This is a genomic window from Cohnella silvisoli, from assembly GCF_021190915.1.
GTDB lineage: Bacteria > Bacillota > Bacilli > Paenibacillales > Paenibacillaceae > Cohnella > Cohnella silvisoli.
This window is the reverse complement of record NZ_JAIOAP010000012.1, coordinates 110,117-122,384: the sequence shown is the minus strand read 5'-3', so window position 1 is coordinate 122,384 and position 12,268 is coordinate 110,117. Positions and strand designations below refer to the sequence as shown.

Annotated in this window: 16 protein-coding genes and 3 tRNA genes; all 19 read left to right on the top strand. The window is 49.6% G+C overall.

Annotation, left to right across the window (positions count from 1 at the left end; genetic code table 11):
- Window position 1 precedes the first annotated feature (1 nt).
- The 19 genes from K7P76_RS21550 (at window position 2) to K7P76_RS21465 (ending at window position 12,256) form a co-directional block, all read left to right on the top strand.
- Complete coding sequence (locus tag K7P76_RS21550) at window positions 2-2,899, top strand: ABC transporter permease (RefSeq protein ID WP_232187379.1); 2,898 nt, start codon at window positions 2-4, stop codon at window positions 2,897-2,899.
- Between the two features lie 3 nt (window positions 2,900-2,902).
- Complete coding sequence (locus K7P76_RS21545; RefSeq protein WP_232187378.1) at window positions 2,903-3,793, top strand: ATP-binding cassette domain-containing protein; 891 nt, start codon at window positions 2,903-2,905, stop codon at window positions 3,791-3,793.
- Window positions 3,790-5,340, top strand: a complete 1,551-nt coding sequence (locus tag K7P76_RS21540; RefSeq protein WP_232187377.1) for an ABC transporter substrate-binding protein — start codon at window positions 3,790-3,792, stop codon at window positions 5,338-5,340. Before K7P76_RS21545 ends, K7P76_RS21540 begins: the two co-directional genes overlap by 4 nt.
- 156 nt (window positions 5,341-5,496) lie before the next feature.
- The gene (locus K7P76_RS21535) at window positions 5,497-5,661 is read left to right on the top strand and encodes a hypothetical protein (RefSeq protein ID WP_232187376.1); all 165 of its coding nucleotides are present in this window, start codon (window positions 5,497-5,499) and stop codon (window positions 5,659-5,661) included.
- Window positions 5,662-5,733: 72 nt separating this feature from the next.
- Window positions 5,734-5,889, top strand: a complete 156-nt coding sequence (locus K7P76_RS21530) for a YycC family protein (protein ID WP_232187375.1) — start codon at window positions 5,734-5,736, stop codon at window positions 5,887-5,889.
- Between the two features lie 85 nt (window positions 5,890-5,974).
- A tRNA-Met gene (locus K7P76_RS21525) sits at window positions 5,975-6,051 on the top strand.
- Between the two features lie 22 nt (window positions 6,052-6,073).
- A tRNA-Ile gene (locus K7P76_RS21520) sits at window positions 6,074-6,150 on the top strand.
- A gap of 74 nt (window positions 6,151-6,224) precedes the next feature.
- Window positions 6,225-6,313, top strand: a tRNA-Leu gene (locus K7P76_RS21515).
- A gap of 215 nt (window positions 6,314-6,528) precedes the next feature.
- On the top strand, window positions 6,529-7,509 hold the full coding sequence (locus tag K7P76_RS21510; protein WP_232187374.1) for a tyrosine-type recombinase/integrase: 981 nt from the start codon (window positions 6,529-6,531) through the stop codon (window positions 7,507-7,509).
- Window positions 7,510-7,535: 26 nt separating this feature from the next.
- Window positions 7,536-8,090 carry a hypothetical protein gene (locus tag K7P76_RS21505; RefSeq protein WP_232187373.1) on the top strand — a complete coding sequence of 185 codons (555 nt, stop codon included), beginning with the start codon at window positions 7,536-7,538 and terminating at the stop codon, window positions 8,088-8,090.
- Between the two features lie 333 nt (window positions 8,091-8,423).
- Window positions 8,424-8,747, top strand: a complete 324-nt coding sequence (locus K7P76_RS21500; RefSeq protein ID WP_232187372.1) for a helix-turn-helix domain-containing protein — start codon at window positions 8,424-8,426, stop codon at window positions 8,745-8,747.
- Between the two features lie 9 nt (window positions 8,748-8,756).
- Window positions 8,757-9,161: a nucleotide excision repair endonuclease gene (locus tag K7P76_RS33705; protein ID WP_373692449.1), complete on the top strand. Its 405-nt coding sequence runs from the start codon at window positions 8,757-8,759 to the stop codon at window positions 9,159-9,161.
- Window positions 9,162-9,360: 199 nt separating this feature from the next.
- Window positions 9,361-9,768: a hypothetical protein gene (locus K7P76_RS21495; protein WP_232187371.1), complete on the top strand. Its 408-nt coding sequence runs from the start codon at window positions 9,361-9,363 to the stop codon at window positions 9,766-9,768.
- Window positions 9,768-10,148 (top strand): hypothetical protein, encoded by a 381-nt coding sequence (locus K7P76_RS21490; RefSeq protein WP_232187370.1) that lies wholly within the window; start codon window positions 9,768-9,770, stop codon window positions 10,146-10,148. Before K7P76_RS21495 ends, K7P76_RS21490 begins: the two co-directional genes overlap by 1 nt.
- 54 nt (window positions 10,149-10,202) lie before the next feature.
- Window positions 10,203-10,625: a hypothetical protein gene (locus K7P76_RS21485; protein WP_232187369.1), complete on the top strand. Its 423-nt coding sequence runs from the start codon at window positions 10,203-10,205 to the stop codon at window positions 10,623-10,625.
- 16 nt (window positions 10,626-10,641) lie between these two features.
- Entirely contained in the window at window positions 10,642-10,881 is a 240-nt protein-coding gene (locus K7P76_RS21480; protein WP_232187368.1) for a hypothetical protein, read from the top strand.
- On the top strand, window positions 10,874-11,296 hold the full coding sequence (locus K7P76_RS21475) for a hypothetical protein (protein ID WP_232187367.1): 423 nt from the start codon (window positions 10,874-10,876) through the stop codon (window positions 11,294-11,296). Before K7P76_RS21480 ends, K7P76_RS21475 begins: the two co-directional genes overlap by 8 nt.
- A 239-nt stretch (window positions 11,297-11,535) precedes the next feature.
- Complete coding sequence (locus tag K7P76_RS21470) at window positions 11,536-11,862, top strand: hypothetical protein (RefSeq protein WP_232187366.1); 327 nt, start codon at window positions 11,536-11,538, stop codon at window positions 11,860-11,862.
- Complete coding sequence (locus K7P76_RS21465) at window positions 11,852-12,256, top strand: hypothetical protein (protein ID WP_232187365.1); 405 nt, start codon at window positions 11,852-11,854, stop codon at window positions 12,254-12,256. Before K7P76_RS21470 ends, K7P76_RS21465 begins: the two co-directional genes overlap by 11 nt.
- Window positions 12,257-12,268: the final 12 nt, after the last annotated feature.

The following is a 12,268-nucleotide window of genomic DNA, read 5'->3' as shown; positions in this document are numbered from 1 at the left end:
GATGAATGCACTCATTCGGTTTCTCTTTCGCAAAATGTGGAATACCCGCTGGCTCACGCTCAGCACGCTCGCCGGATTATTCGTTGCAGTTGCCTTTACGACGAGCATTCCGATGTATGCCGATGGAGCGCTTAAACGGGTGGTTTCCCAATCCCTGCAGGATAACAGTCAAGGATTACCCGCCGGATCGTTATTGATTAGGTATCAATCTACCGACGGCAAAACGGATATGGAAGGTTTCAATAATGTTGATAAATATATCCGCGAAGATGTAACTGCTAATATCGGATTTCCGACGGAAGTTAGCCAACGAAGCTTGATATTGCGCAGCAGCGAGGTATTCCCGGAAGATCCGAAGAAGGTAGATGCAAGCCGAACGCGCAAGTTAACGATATCGGCGTTCAGCGGATTGAAGGAACAGATCGAGCTGGCAGGCGGAAAATGGTTTGCCGATCGTGCGGAACCCGATGGAACGCTTCAAGCTGTCATGATGGAAGAAGCGATGTTCCGCAACGACTTGCATGTGGGTGACGTTCTCATGTATCCCATATTCGGTGGACAGAATCTGACGCTTAGAGTTCAAATCGTCGGTTCGTTCAAAGCGACCGACGAGAACAGCCCCTATTGGTACCAAGGCTTCGAGGGGCTGATGAACAATCTATACATTGCGGAGCCTGCATTCTTGGAAGATCTGGCCGGGAAACAGAAAATCCCTGTACAGATGGCCGGCTGGTATTCCGCTTTCGATCTGCGGGAAATCAAGACGAGTCAGCTTTCCCCGCTCTCCAGTAAACTTAATCGCATCGATATCGAAGTATTCAAAAGGTTAAAGGACACTCACCTGGATATCTCGTTCGCCGGTATGCTCAGCGATTTCCGTCGGGATAGCATACAGCTTCAGACGTTGCTGTTTACTTTGGCGGCGCCGATGATCGCGATGGTTTTCTATTTCATTACGATGAATTCGCAGCAGGCGCTGGAGAAGCAGCGATCCGACATCGCGGTGCTGCGAAGCCGCGGAGCGAGCACAAGGCAAGTGTTCATGCTGTTCTTGCTGGAAGGGTCGCTTCTTGGAATTATCGCCTTGCTGGTTGGACCTTTCTTCGGGTGGTTCATGGCCAAGAGCATCGGGTCGGCTAGCGGTTTCTTGGAATTCGTCGACCGCAAAGCGATTCCGGTCGGATTCTCAACGGACGGTGTCTTGGCAGGGGTAGCGGCGGTAATCGTAGCTATCGGCGCAGCGGTCATTCCGGCGCTTGTGTTCACTCGCACTTCCATCGTCGATTATAAGCGGCAAATGGCGCGTGGAGACAGGAGGCCGTTCTGGCAAAGGTGGTATTTAGACGTTGTTCTGCTCGGAGTTGCCGGTTACGGCTGGTATTTGTTCAATGAGCGGCAAATGGTATCCTTCCAAACCGGAGTGACTACCGACCAGCTTAACGTACAGCCGTTCCTGTTCTTTGTTCCGGCACTGAGCATCTTCGCTGCAGGACTTGTATTTTTAAGATTATTTCCGCTTTTGCTTAAGTTGTTTAATCTCATCTGGAAAAAGTTTTTGCCGGTTCCTTTGTATTTAACGCTTACCCAGTTGTCCCGTTCGTCGAAATCGTATTATCCGCTTATGATCTTGCTCATTCTGACGCTCGGACTTGGCGTATACAATTCATCTGCCGCCCGTACGATCGGATTGAACTCAGAAGAGCGAATCATGTACAAATTCGGATCCGACGTCGTCGTTAAAACCGTTTGGGAAGGGCAGGCGGAATTTAAGCCGCCGACCAAACAGCAAGGCGGAGGAAACGGTGGTGGAAATGGCGGTTCCGGCGGGGGGGCAGGCGGCGGATCCGGCGGTGGGAGTGGAGGCGGCGGAGGTCAGGGATCTCGTCCAACGCCTACACGTATTAATTACAACGAGCCGCCATTCGAAATATTTCGTTCCCTGCCAGGAGTCGAGCATGCCGCTCGGGTATTGCAAACGAAAAGCAACTTGACGATTTCCGGCAAAACAGCAGGCCAAACGACGATTATGGGTATCGATAACGTGGATTTCGCCCGTGTCGGCTGGTTGCGCAAAGACATGTATCCGATCAATCCTTATAAATATCTCGCTTGGCTTGGCAAAGTACCGGAGGGGGCGCTCATTTCCTCCAACGTAGCCAAGAAGTTCGACTTGAAGCGCGGGGATACGGTGCAAGCGATCATTCAGGAACAAACCATCGAGTTTATTATACTCGACGTTTTGCCCTACTGGCCTAGCCAATATCCGGATCAAACGCCTTTCCTGATCGCGAACCTGGATTACATCTATGATCAAGTCCCGCTTATTCCTTATGATGTATGGCTCAAGATGGAACCTGGCGCGAAGACTGCGCCGATCATTCCCGTGCTGCAAGGCAAAGGAATAGAACTGGCTTCCATTGACGATATGAGAAGCGAACTCGTCACGCAGAGCAAACATCCCGCACGCGGCGGCGTGTTCGGCATTCTGAGCCTTGGCTTCTTGGTAACCATTATTGTCTCCTTGTCAGGATACGTCCTGTTCTGGTTTTTCAACCTTTCGAGGAGGGTCGTGCAGATCGGGATATTGCGGGCGATGGGGTTGTCGCGCAAGCAATTGACCGGGATGTTGTTGCTAGAACAAGTATTTACGGCTGGATTATCCATTGGACTGGGGATCGGAATCGGAAAGCTGACCAGTATTCTATTCCTACCGTTCCTGCAGACGACCGATAATTCAGCGAACCAAGTACCGCCATTCCGAGTCGTATTCGAAGCAGCCGATACGATGAGATTGTACATCGTGGTTGCGGTTATGATGAGCATCGGAGTTGCGCTGCTTATTACCCACATTAGACGACTGAAAGTCCACCAGGCCGTGAAGCTGGGAGAGGAGCGGTAATCCATGATTCATTGCGAAGGTCTCGTCAAGATTTACAAAGCCGATGACTTGGAGGTCGTAGCTCTTCAAGGACTGAATTTGTCCGTCAAACCCGGGGAAATGATGGCCATCATCGGCAACAGCGGCAGCGGAAAGTCGACGCTCCTGAACATACTGGGAGGGCTCGATCGCCCGTCCGCCGGCCAAGTCCAAGTCGGGCCTTGGAATTTACTCAAGGTAAACGACGAGGACTTGGTGAAATACAAACGCGATACGGTTGGATTCATCTGGCAGAACAACGCGCGCAACTTGCTTCCTTTTCTGAGTGCGCTGGAGAACGTCGAAATGCCGATGATGTTCTCGGGAAAGCTGGACCGGCCTTATGCGATCCAATTGCTGGAGTGGGTCGGTCTCAAGGATCGCATGCACAACAAACTCCAGCAGCTCTCCGGGGGAGAGCAGCAAAGGGTGGCGATCGCCATCTCGCTAGCTAACCGTCCGCAGCTTCTGCTCGCCGATGAACCGACGGGCTCCGTCGACACCCGCACGTCGGATGTCATCATGGATATTTTCCGCCGCTTCAATCGCGAATTGGGACTTACTATCGTCATCGTTACGCATGACCTCTCGCTCGCCGGCAAAGTGGACCGGGTGGTCGCGATCCGGGATGGTCTCACGAGCACCGAATTCATTAAGCGCAATCCGAATCTCGATCTATCTTTGCCCTTGTCCGAGGGAGAATCGCTTGATGAAATTCACGAAGCTTACATCGTCGTAGATCGGGTAGGCAGATTGCAAATTCCGAAAGAATATTTGCAGGCTTTATCGATTGGAGACAAGGCTACGATGGAATTCGACGGGGACAAAATCGTCATTACGAAACCAAAATCATTAGAGGGGGATCAATCCGCATGAGCAAGCCGAAAAACCGAGTTCGCAAGTGGATTTTGACAGGCCTTACGCTATCATTGCTTATTCCTACACTGGCCGCATGCAACACAAGCAAAGGAAAAGACGCCGATGTAAGACGTACGCTCCGCATTGGTACGATGTACGGCAGCAAGCAGGACGAATCTTATTTCCGTCAACAATTTACCGATATGTTCGAGTTTACCCATTCCAACATCGATATCGAAGTCGTTCCGGCGATCGATTACTCGGAGCAGCAGTTCGAAGACCAGTCTAAGCAGATGGAACAGCCTAACCCGCTCGAGAAGGTAAAGGCGATCATGACGGGGACGAATCCCGTGGATGTTATGATTTTCGATATGAGCATGCTTAGCCAATTGGTGAACGAAAGCTTGCTGAAGCAATTGGATCCGATGATTAAGGAAGAGAAGATTGATACGAACGAATTCGTGACGACGGTCATCGAAGGCATTAAAGACCAAGGCAACGGATTTTTGTACGCTCTAACGCCTACGTTCACGCCATCGGCCCTTTATTACAACAAGAAGCTTTTCAGCAAAGCCGGAGTAGAGGTGCCTCATGACGGCATGAGCTGGGACGATGTGTTTAACCTTGCGAAGAGGATGAAAAAAGGGACCGGCAAAGATGCCGTATTCGGATTTTCGTTTAACCAATGGGGTGCCGGCGACAATTATTGGGATGTGCAAAATTATGCCGCTCCGCTTCAATTAAAGATGTTCGACAACAAAGGTGAAACGATGACCGTTAATACTCCGCAATGGGAAGCGGTCTGGAAAACGGTAACGGATTTGTACAAAGACCATGTCACTCCGCATCAGGAAGATATGCAGTACGATCAACCGCAAGACGGCAAGATGAGATACAATCCTTTCCAAGGCCAATTGTTCTTGAATGGTAAAGTGGCCATGACTGTTGGAGATTATAATATGATCAATCAAATCCAACAAATGAACGACAACAGCGATAAATTGAAAATCGAAAAGCTGGACTGGGATGTCGTCTCGATGCCGTTTCATGTCGGTCATGAGGGCGTCGGCGGCAGCATCTATTTGAACAATCTATCGGGAATTAACGCTAAAGCGGCCAATCCGGATGATGCATGGGAATTCGTCAAGTTCATGAACGGCAAAGAGTGGGCGAAGCTGAAATCCCGCAGCACATACGAAATGTCCGCCCGCAAAGAATTCGTTAAAGCGCGCGACGGCATGAGTTATAACGTTGAAGCATTTACGAAAATGAAACCTGCTCCGCTCTTGCAATCATCTGCCGAAGAACAAAAATTATATCGTGATAAACCGAATTTGAACATGGTATCCGAGCTTGGATCGAGAGCTTATTCGGAGGTCATCCAAGGTAAAAAGTCGGTTAAGGAAGCTCTAACGCAATGGGAAACGAAAGGGAACGACTTGTTGCAGAAAATCAAGCTGAACCCTAAAGGCCAAATCGACGGGGTTTTCGACGATGTTTATGGCGGGGAAGGCAATATTCCGATGGAGAAAAGAGCAGTAATGGAAGCGGCCGGCGAGGGTTGAGCCTATTGAGCTATAAAGTGGTGGTGCAGGGGCATATCCCTGCACCACCATTTTTCGATTTTGGACAATAATAATGATCCAACAATGGATTCAAAATCACAAAAGCCGCACATGCTATTAGCAGCAAGATCGACACCAGAATCCGGAGGGAACGAGATGAAATGGATTTATTGGTCCAGATTATACGACAGTAAATTTCAAGCGGGATGCCTTGTTCAACGCATGGAGCACGATAGCTGGGTATTCGGGGTAGATGTCCCCCAGGAAATCGAAGTTTTTCGATCCCGGCGCGGGAGATATGGCGTGCGTTACTTGCCTTAGGAACGGGTTGGCAACAACGGTGATCCTATGCTATTCTGAGTCCGAGGGAAAGAGGATGAAGGAGGTATGGCGATGCGAAGAATGCCCCTATCGGCAGACACAGCCGTGAAGCTTGCTCAATATATGAAGGTACCGCTTGAGCACCTTATGCACATGCCGCAGCATATTTTACTTCAGAAATTAGCGGAAATGGCGAAGGCGGAATCGAAAACGGAAGAGAAAGAGTAGGAAATCGAAGAAAGTTCTTGACGCCAGGGTGTGTGGTGTAGTATATTATTACTTGTCGCCAATAAACGTGACCTGGTTAAAATGACGCGGGGTGGAGCAGCCCGGTAGCTCGTCGGGCTCATAACCCGAAGGCCGCAGGTTCAAATCCTGCCCCCGCAACCAACCTTTCTCGGGACCGAGACGGGGGCCTTTAGCTCAGTTGGTTAGAGCGGTCGGCTCATAACCGATTGGTCGGGGGTTCGAGTCCCTCAAGGCCCACCAACTGAAATTCAGATGTATGCAATACATAACGTTATGTAACCTTTGAACATGCTCTAATCGACCATGTTCCACATGCCGGGGTGGCGGAATTGGCAGACGCACAGGACTTAAAATCCTGCGGTAGGTGACTACCGTACGGGTTCGACCCCCGTCCTCGGCACCACATACGATTTAGCCCGTTATATCGACGTTTATGCCTACGTAACCCTGACGGTAAGCCACTCGGTTAGCCTACGGAATCGCGTAGAAATATCGGTATAAAACGGTTCGCGTAATAATAATCCTGCGGTTTTGATGCCGCGTAAATGCTACGAAAATACACCTCATAACCGCGCTTTTTTCGTTTTCGAACGATAATAACGTGGAGGGGTGTTTTTTGTGTCCGGAATTAAACGTAATCCAGTACGTAGGAAGAACACGGTCGCTGTATCCGGCTATGATGCGACGCAGTTAGCGGGTGAATCCGTTGACTTCGACGTAGCCGAGGCGACGTTCATCCGTAATTGTAAGATCCGTAATTTAACCGGGGATACCATTACGTATTATCGCGATGTCTTATCAATGCTAAAGCGTATGGTAGCCGTACAAGGCGTAGAACGGCCGATCGACGTTACGCACGATACAATTCACGATTGCGTATTGGCGAAACGTGAGGAGGGCGTAGTAGACGCTACAGTAGACAAATATCTGCGGGGATGGCGTGCGTATTTTAACTTCATGGCAGCGGAAGGGTACGTAACGACAAATCCGTTTGATCGTGTTGAGAAAATTAAGTCGGAGCGGCGTATTATTGAGACGTTCAGTAAGACACAACTCCGGTCGTTGTTAGAAGCACCAAAAAAGAATACATTCACCGGGTACCGCAATTACGTACTTATGTTGACGTTTTTGGATACGATGATCCGCGTATCAGAGGCGGAAGGAATTTTGATACCTAATATTAACTGGCGCGAACGGAAGATAAAAGTGTACGGTAAGGGCCGCAAAGAACGCTATGTACCGTTTCAGAAAACGTTGGAGCGCCACTTGAAGGAATACATTGAGATCCGCGGGTATCTCGATCACGATTTCCTCTTCGTAAACATCGATAACACGCCGATGAAAACGCGGACGATGCAGGAGAGTATTCAGGAATACGGAATCGCGGCGGGAATCAAAGGTGTACGCGTCAGCCCGCACACATTTCGCCATACCGGCGCGAAAATGTTCGTTATGGACGAAGGCGACCCATTGTCACTGCAGAAGATACTCGGTCATGCTACGTTGGATATGGTGCGCACTTACGTATCACTCTTCGCGTCCGATATCTCGACGAAGCATGACCGGCATAGTCCACTTGAGAACTTGTACGTTGATTAGAAGAAGACGGGAGCGTGCATCATTAAATGGAGAAGTATATCAACAAAGTAGAAATAGTCGGTTTTCTGCGTATTCAGCGAAATCTTGCGATAAGTTTGAATCAAAATAAAATGTCGATGGCATATGAATATGTATTAAACAAAGTGAAACAAGGAGAGTTCACAGAAATTTACAGCGAAGAACCAAGCTATACGGGGGATTGTTTGGAACAACTCGTTAAAAAATTAACCTTGCTTTGCGCGGAGGATGAGTTGTTCCTTAATCAACTGCAGCATATTGAAATGAAGAATGCGTTTCGTTCTCCGGAGATGCAGTACGAGAGTTGGAACGACCTTGCCCGTCTCGTTAAAACTATGCCTATTGATCGGCTGGCTCTACTACTTTCTGAACAATCGCAGGCAGTAAGTTTCAGCGAAGGTGAAAGAGCGGAAATACGCAGAGCTCTCGTTAAAAACCGAAATAATATAAATGAGTTCATTGTTTCAAATAAAACGAGCGACGCGGATAAGACAGAAGCAGTAGCATGGTTAGTGGATAATACAAACGCTTATGCGAAACTCTGGCCCGATAGCGTATACTAGTTAGTAACGGACACTTTACGTAAAGGAGGGCGCCAGTCGCGCTCTTCCACAGCGTAGGGTGTCCGTTTTTTTGTTATCCTATATCCCCGTAATTCCCCCGTAAAATCACCGCCAATACCCCGACTGGCTACGCTAAACCTCCCGCAAGTCTATCGCGTCTAATTGCATGGTAAAAACGCGGAACATCCCGCGAAAATAAATTTACGCTGAAGTGTGCGGAACGCTCCGACACGTTCGATTAAATAATTGTAAGCGCGATGTCCCAATATACGGAATGTTAGCGGGTACTATATACGAAGGCGCGAGAAACACAAACGGAGGGGAGGCGGTAAGGTGTCCGCGGACATCTACGTAAGACTATCGGTTAACGCGGCGAAATCCGGACTCATCGCGGAGATGGGTGCGGACTTATGGGCGACACTTACCGTCATCGCTTCGTTTATGGACGGTGACGGCCGCTGCTACCCTACGCAGGCATCTGTCGGACGCTTGCTCGGCGTTAACCGGCAGACGGCGAATAAGTACGTGCAGCGGTTACTCGCGTTCCGACGTGATGGCGCGCCAATCATCGTTGCGGAAAGGGCGCGAGATAACAACGGTAGATTTGACCGGTTACATTACCGCATTCTTCCGTCTACTGGATACTCAATATTTTAGGAGGTCGGTATGTCAATTCTAATTTCATTGCCTGATTTTGACTTTAGTGTTGACGTAAGAGATTGGAGAGAAGTAAATTCCCCTAACGACAAACGTGTTGCGGATCGGTGTTATGCGGCATTACATCTAATAGTCTGGAAGAAAGGCGGGGTATACCTTGTTTATGACGATAAGGAGCGGTTGATTTATATAGGAAGATCCTTGAACGTGAAACGACGACTGATAGAGCACCTCGTAGGGAATGACCCGCGAACAAGAGAAATAAAGAATTCCTTATATAGAGTTGCGGGGTTTTACGTTGACGACATCGCGGATCAGGAAATCTACGAAGCATATGCAATCAAGACGTTATCGCCACTACACAATAGGGCAAAGACTTCAAAAGTAGCGGGTAACTACTCAGGATGCCATTAGATATCCAAGTATAAGTTGACCGACATGGTGTTTACCAACTTGGTCAGCGTGGCACTAAGTATAACTAGTATTAACGATAACCAACGTTTAAGAAGAACCATGAAAAATAGCGAGTTCACATTCGTTCCTCGCGACGATGTAGTATTAAACCTTTATCGCGTTATCTCTTATACGAATAATTAAACGGAGGTCTTAACGTATGTCTAACGTAATTAAAACGAAATTACCACGTAATGTTGCGGAAGCACTCGAAGGATTGCGGAGAGATTATTGCGAATTGTCTACGCTTATGGGTATTGCGTTTCGTCCTGACGGTACATATGTAACGGATCGCGCTAATATTGTCCGCTCATTCGCGAGAACTAATCCGGACGCTTTCGTTTCTGCGATCGCCAACGGTTACGAAGTCGAGAAGACCGCGGAGGAACTTGCGGATGAAGCGCGCCAAGCCGCTCATGGCCGAATTCGTGCCGCTTATAAACATCGCCATAGTCGCGGAGGTTCGCTGGGCTACTCAAACTATGACGCTCGCTGTGCTGGAATCGCGAACGGTATCAAATTCACGCTGAACGAACTCGGCGTATCAATCTCGGGGGTGAACGCGTAATGACCGCAAAAACCGCAGCGGCACCGATCGCCGTATCCATCACGCCAAATTATCGTATGACCGCGGATGAGCGCCAATACGTACTCAAGCGTAAACACACGGTCGATCCGTCGCGCCATCCGTTTAAGAAGCCGCTAGAGGACGGTCCGATCCGTGAAGAGTGGCGCGATGTCGGCTATTATCCGCTAAATCACGGCGGCTTAATTTCCGCAGTCGAACGGGCGATCATCAACGAAGTTAACGATACGACGGAGGCGCGTACGCTATCGGACCTACTCGTAGCTTACGCGAAAGAGACTACGCGTGTAAGGGCGGAGATTACCGTCGCGATGTTGCCGCATTTCCAGCGCGTAGGAGACGCGCCAGGCACTACGGAGTAGATTCGTACCAGTTTCGGTTCAAAGCGCAAGTTAAACGAAAGGGGAACGATAAGAATGAACGTTGATCAATCGATACAGGACCGCATTTTCGGATATCTCGATGCAATAGCGCAGAAGCTCGGCGTGGCGACGGAGTTCGTTATGACAGCGCTAGTTAAGCAACAAGTTATCGCGGGGATCACAACGATCGGAATATGGGCGCTGCTACTCATCATAGATATCGCGCTGATTATAGCGGCATTTAGAGCGCTCGGTAAGTACAACGAAGCGCGGATTAATCATACACAATCGCGGGCCAGCATCACGGAGGAGGCACGAAAACATGCCGGTAATATGTTGCTTTTTTACTCGCTAGTTGGCGGGACACTTACGCTCATCCTCGTAATGGCACTCACGTTCTCTATTCCGGATGCAATCGGTAAAGTACTTAATCCCGCTTACTACGCGCTGAAGGATATCGTAGACGCGGTTAGATAACGGAGGTGTTGGCGTAATGGTAACCGAACACACGCCGCCAAGTCCCGCTGAACTCTTTGCGGAAGCTCTCGCGCTAGTAGGCGAACACCGCGCGGAGATCAGACGATTGAAAGCGAATATCACTCACGTCCGCCAATACGCGGAGAGCCTCGCGTCAGATTCGCGGTTCGGCGGAGCTTACGGTGATATCGGCGGGAAACTTATCGTCGCGGAACATGCGGACTTTAAGAAAAAGGATGTTGGCGTGGATGAGTAAAATGAGCGGTAACTTATCGTTAGACGAATTATACGTGGCAGCTAACCTATTCTGCCTGAGAAATTGGGGCGTACCATTTACGGGAAATATCGAATTAATCAAACGTAGATGGGCGGTGTATATGGCATTGTACGTTGCGGAACGAAAGACGATTCGGATGAGCTCGCCGACGAATAACGAGTTAGGCTTCGTCCGAGTAATCGATAATCTGCACCATGAGCTCGTACATTGGCGCCTTCACATGACGGGTCAACCGTATGACGATTGCGACTATGAGTTTATTGCGGAATGTGTGCGCGTAGGAGCTTCTTTGTCCGGGGCTAAGAACGCGAAGAGAGCGATGATTCGCTGGCCGCAGATACGCGCGTTTGAGGAGCGAACGGGTCGGAGATACGAAGAAACCGTCGCTGCGTAATTCTACGCGAAATGGAGTATACGAGAGTAAACGGGAGATTGACGTTATCCACAACTGGGAATTTCGACGGAAACGCGCGACGAATACGTTAAATGCGTATCAATGCGACAAATGCGTATGAAATTATACGGTATTTCTATGCGTAATTTCCAGCGGGTGTAAACGCGAAATCGCCGAATTTGGCGTTCGACGGAAATCGCGCAGTTAAACTATTCTATTTACGAAAGGGGACACGGAGAATGTCGGTAATAAGACGTAACTTTGCGGAGGATCGGCGGGTATGTGACGCGGCGAGTCACGGACCGTGGTTGGTAGCCGAGGGTATCTCGACTCAGATTCGTCAACCGAACGTATCTAATCGTCGTCGAATCGTACTTCCTCCGGACGCAAACGGGATAAATGACGCACGGTTCATAGCGGAAGCTCGCGAAGGGTGGCCGGCTGCACTCGCGGAGATTGAACGGTTACGCGGCGTGTTAGAACGGATGGACGACCGTAAGAGTCCGATGATGCCGCGATCAGCAATGGCGCACTTAGCGAGGGAGGCGTTAGATTATGGCACGTAAGAAGGCGGTGAAGCAGCCGAAAGTTAACGCGAAGGATTGGCGCAATCTCCCGACAGCCGCATGGAACACGTTGACATTCCACAGTTATTTCGCGGAGATGAATCGCGAGAAATTCGGCGTTGAGGAATACGTTCCGATGCGTAATTGGGGGTTTGAGCAGCGCCAGATTAAAGCGGCGATCGAACGTTACGGTCCCGTTGTCCTGCGCGAAGTATGTGAACAAGCCTTCGCGGATTACCGGCCGACACGTGACTTTCCGCAGCTTAGCGCCGGCTTCGTATTATCGTTCATGGCGTCGCGGATATTGCCGCGGATACTTGCGGAGAAGGCGGAGCGTGAGCGGATAGAGGCGGAACAGAAAGGCGCGGCCGATGTCGTAGCAATTACGTGGTAATAGCGGATAATG

Bases quoted from the DNA above. Each gene is read 5' to 3' on its own strand.
- K7P76_RS21550 (WP_232187379.1), top strand. From the start codon at position 2: ATGAATGCACTCATTCGGTTTCTCTTTCGCAAAATGTGGAATACCCGC.
- K7P76_RS21545 (WP_232187378.1), top strand. From the start codon at position 2,903: ATGATTCATTGCGAAGGTCTCGTCAAGATTTACAAAGCCGATGACTTG.
- K7P76_RS21540 (WP_232187377.1), top strand. From the start codon at position 3,790: ATGAGCAAGCCGAAAAACCGAGTTCGCAAGTGGATTTTGACAGGCCTT.
- K7P76_RS21535 (WP_232187376.1), top strand. From the start codon at position 5,497: ATGAAATGGATTTATTGGTCCAGATTATACGACAGTAAATTTCAAGCG.
- K7P76_RS21530 (WP_232187375.1), top strand. From the start codon at position 5,734: ATGCGAAGAATGCCCCTATCGGCAGACACAGCCGTGAAGCTTGCTCAA.
- K7P76_RS21505 (WP_232187373.1), top strand. From the start codon at position 7,536: ATGGAGAAGTATATCAACAAAGTAGAAATAGTCGGTTTTCTGCGTATT.
- K7P76_RS33705 (WP_373692449.1), top strand. From the start codon at position 8,757: ATGTCAATTCTAATTTCATTGCCTGATTTTGACTTTAGTGTTGACGTA.
- K7P76_RS21495 (WP_232187371.1), top strand. From the start codon at position 9,361: ATGTCTAACGTAATTAAAACGAAATTACCACGTAATGTTGCGGAAGCA.
- K7P76_RS21490 (WP_232187370.1), top strand. From the start codon at position 9,768: ATGACCGCAAAAACCGCAGCGGCACCGATCGCCGTATCCATCACGCCA.
- K7P76_RS21485 (WP_232187369.1), top strand. From the start codon at position 10,203: ATGAACGTTGATCAATCGATACAGGACCGCATTTTCGGATATCTCGAT.
- K7P76_RS21480 (WP_232187368.1), top strand. From the start codon at position 10,642: ATGGTAACCGAACACACGCCGCCAAGTCCCGCTGAACTCTTTGCGGAA.
- K7P76_RS21475 (WP_232187367.1), top strand. From the start codon at position 10,874: ATGAGTAAAATGAGCGGTAACTTATCGTTAGACGAATTATACGTGGCA.
- K7P76_RS21470 (WP_232187366.1), top strand. From the start codon at position 11,536: ATGTCGGTAATAAGACGTAACTTTGCGGAGGATCGGCGGGTATGTGAC.
- K7P76_RS21465 (WP_232187365.1), top strand. From the start codon at position 11,852: ATGGCACGTAAGAAGGCGGTGAAGCAGCCGAAAGTTAACGCGAAGGAT.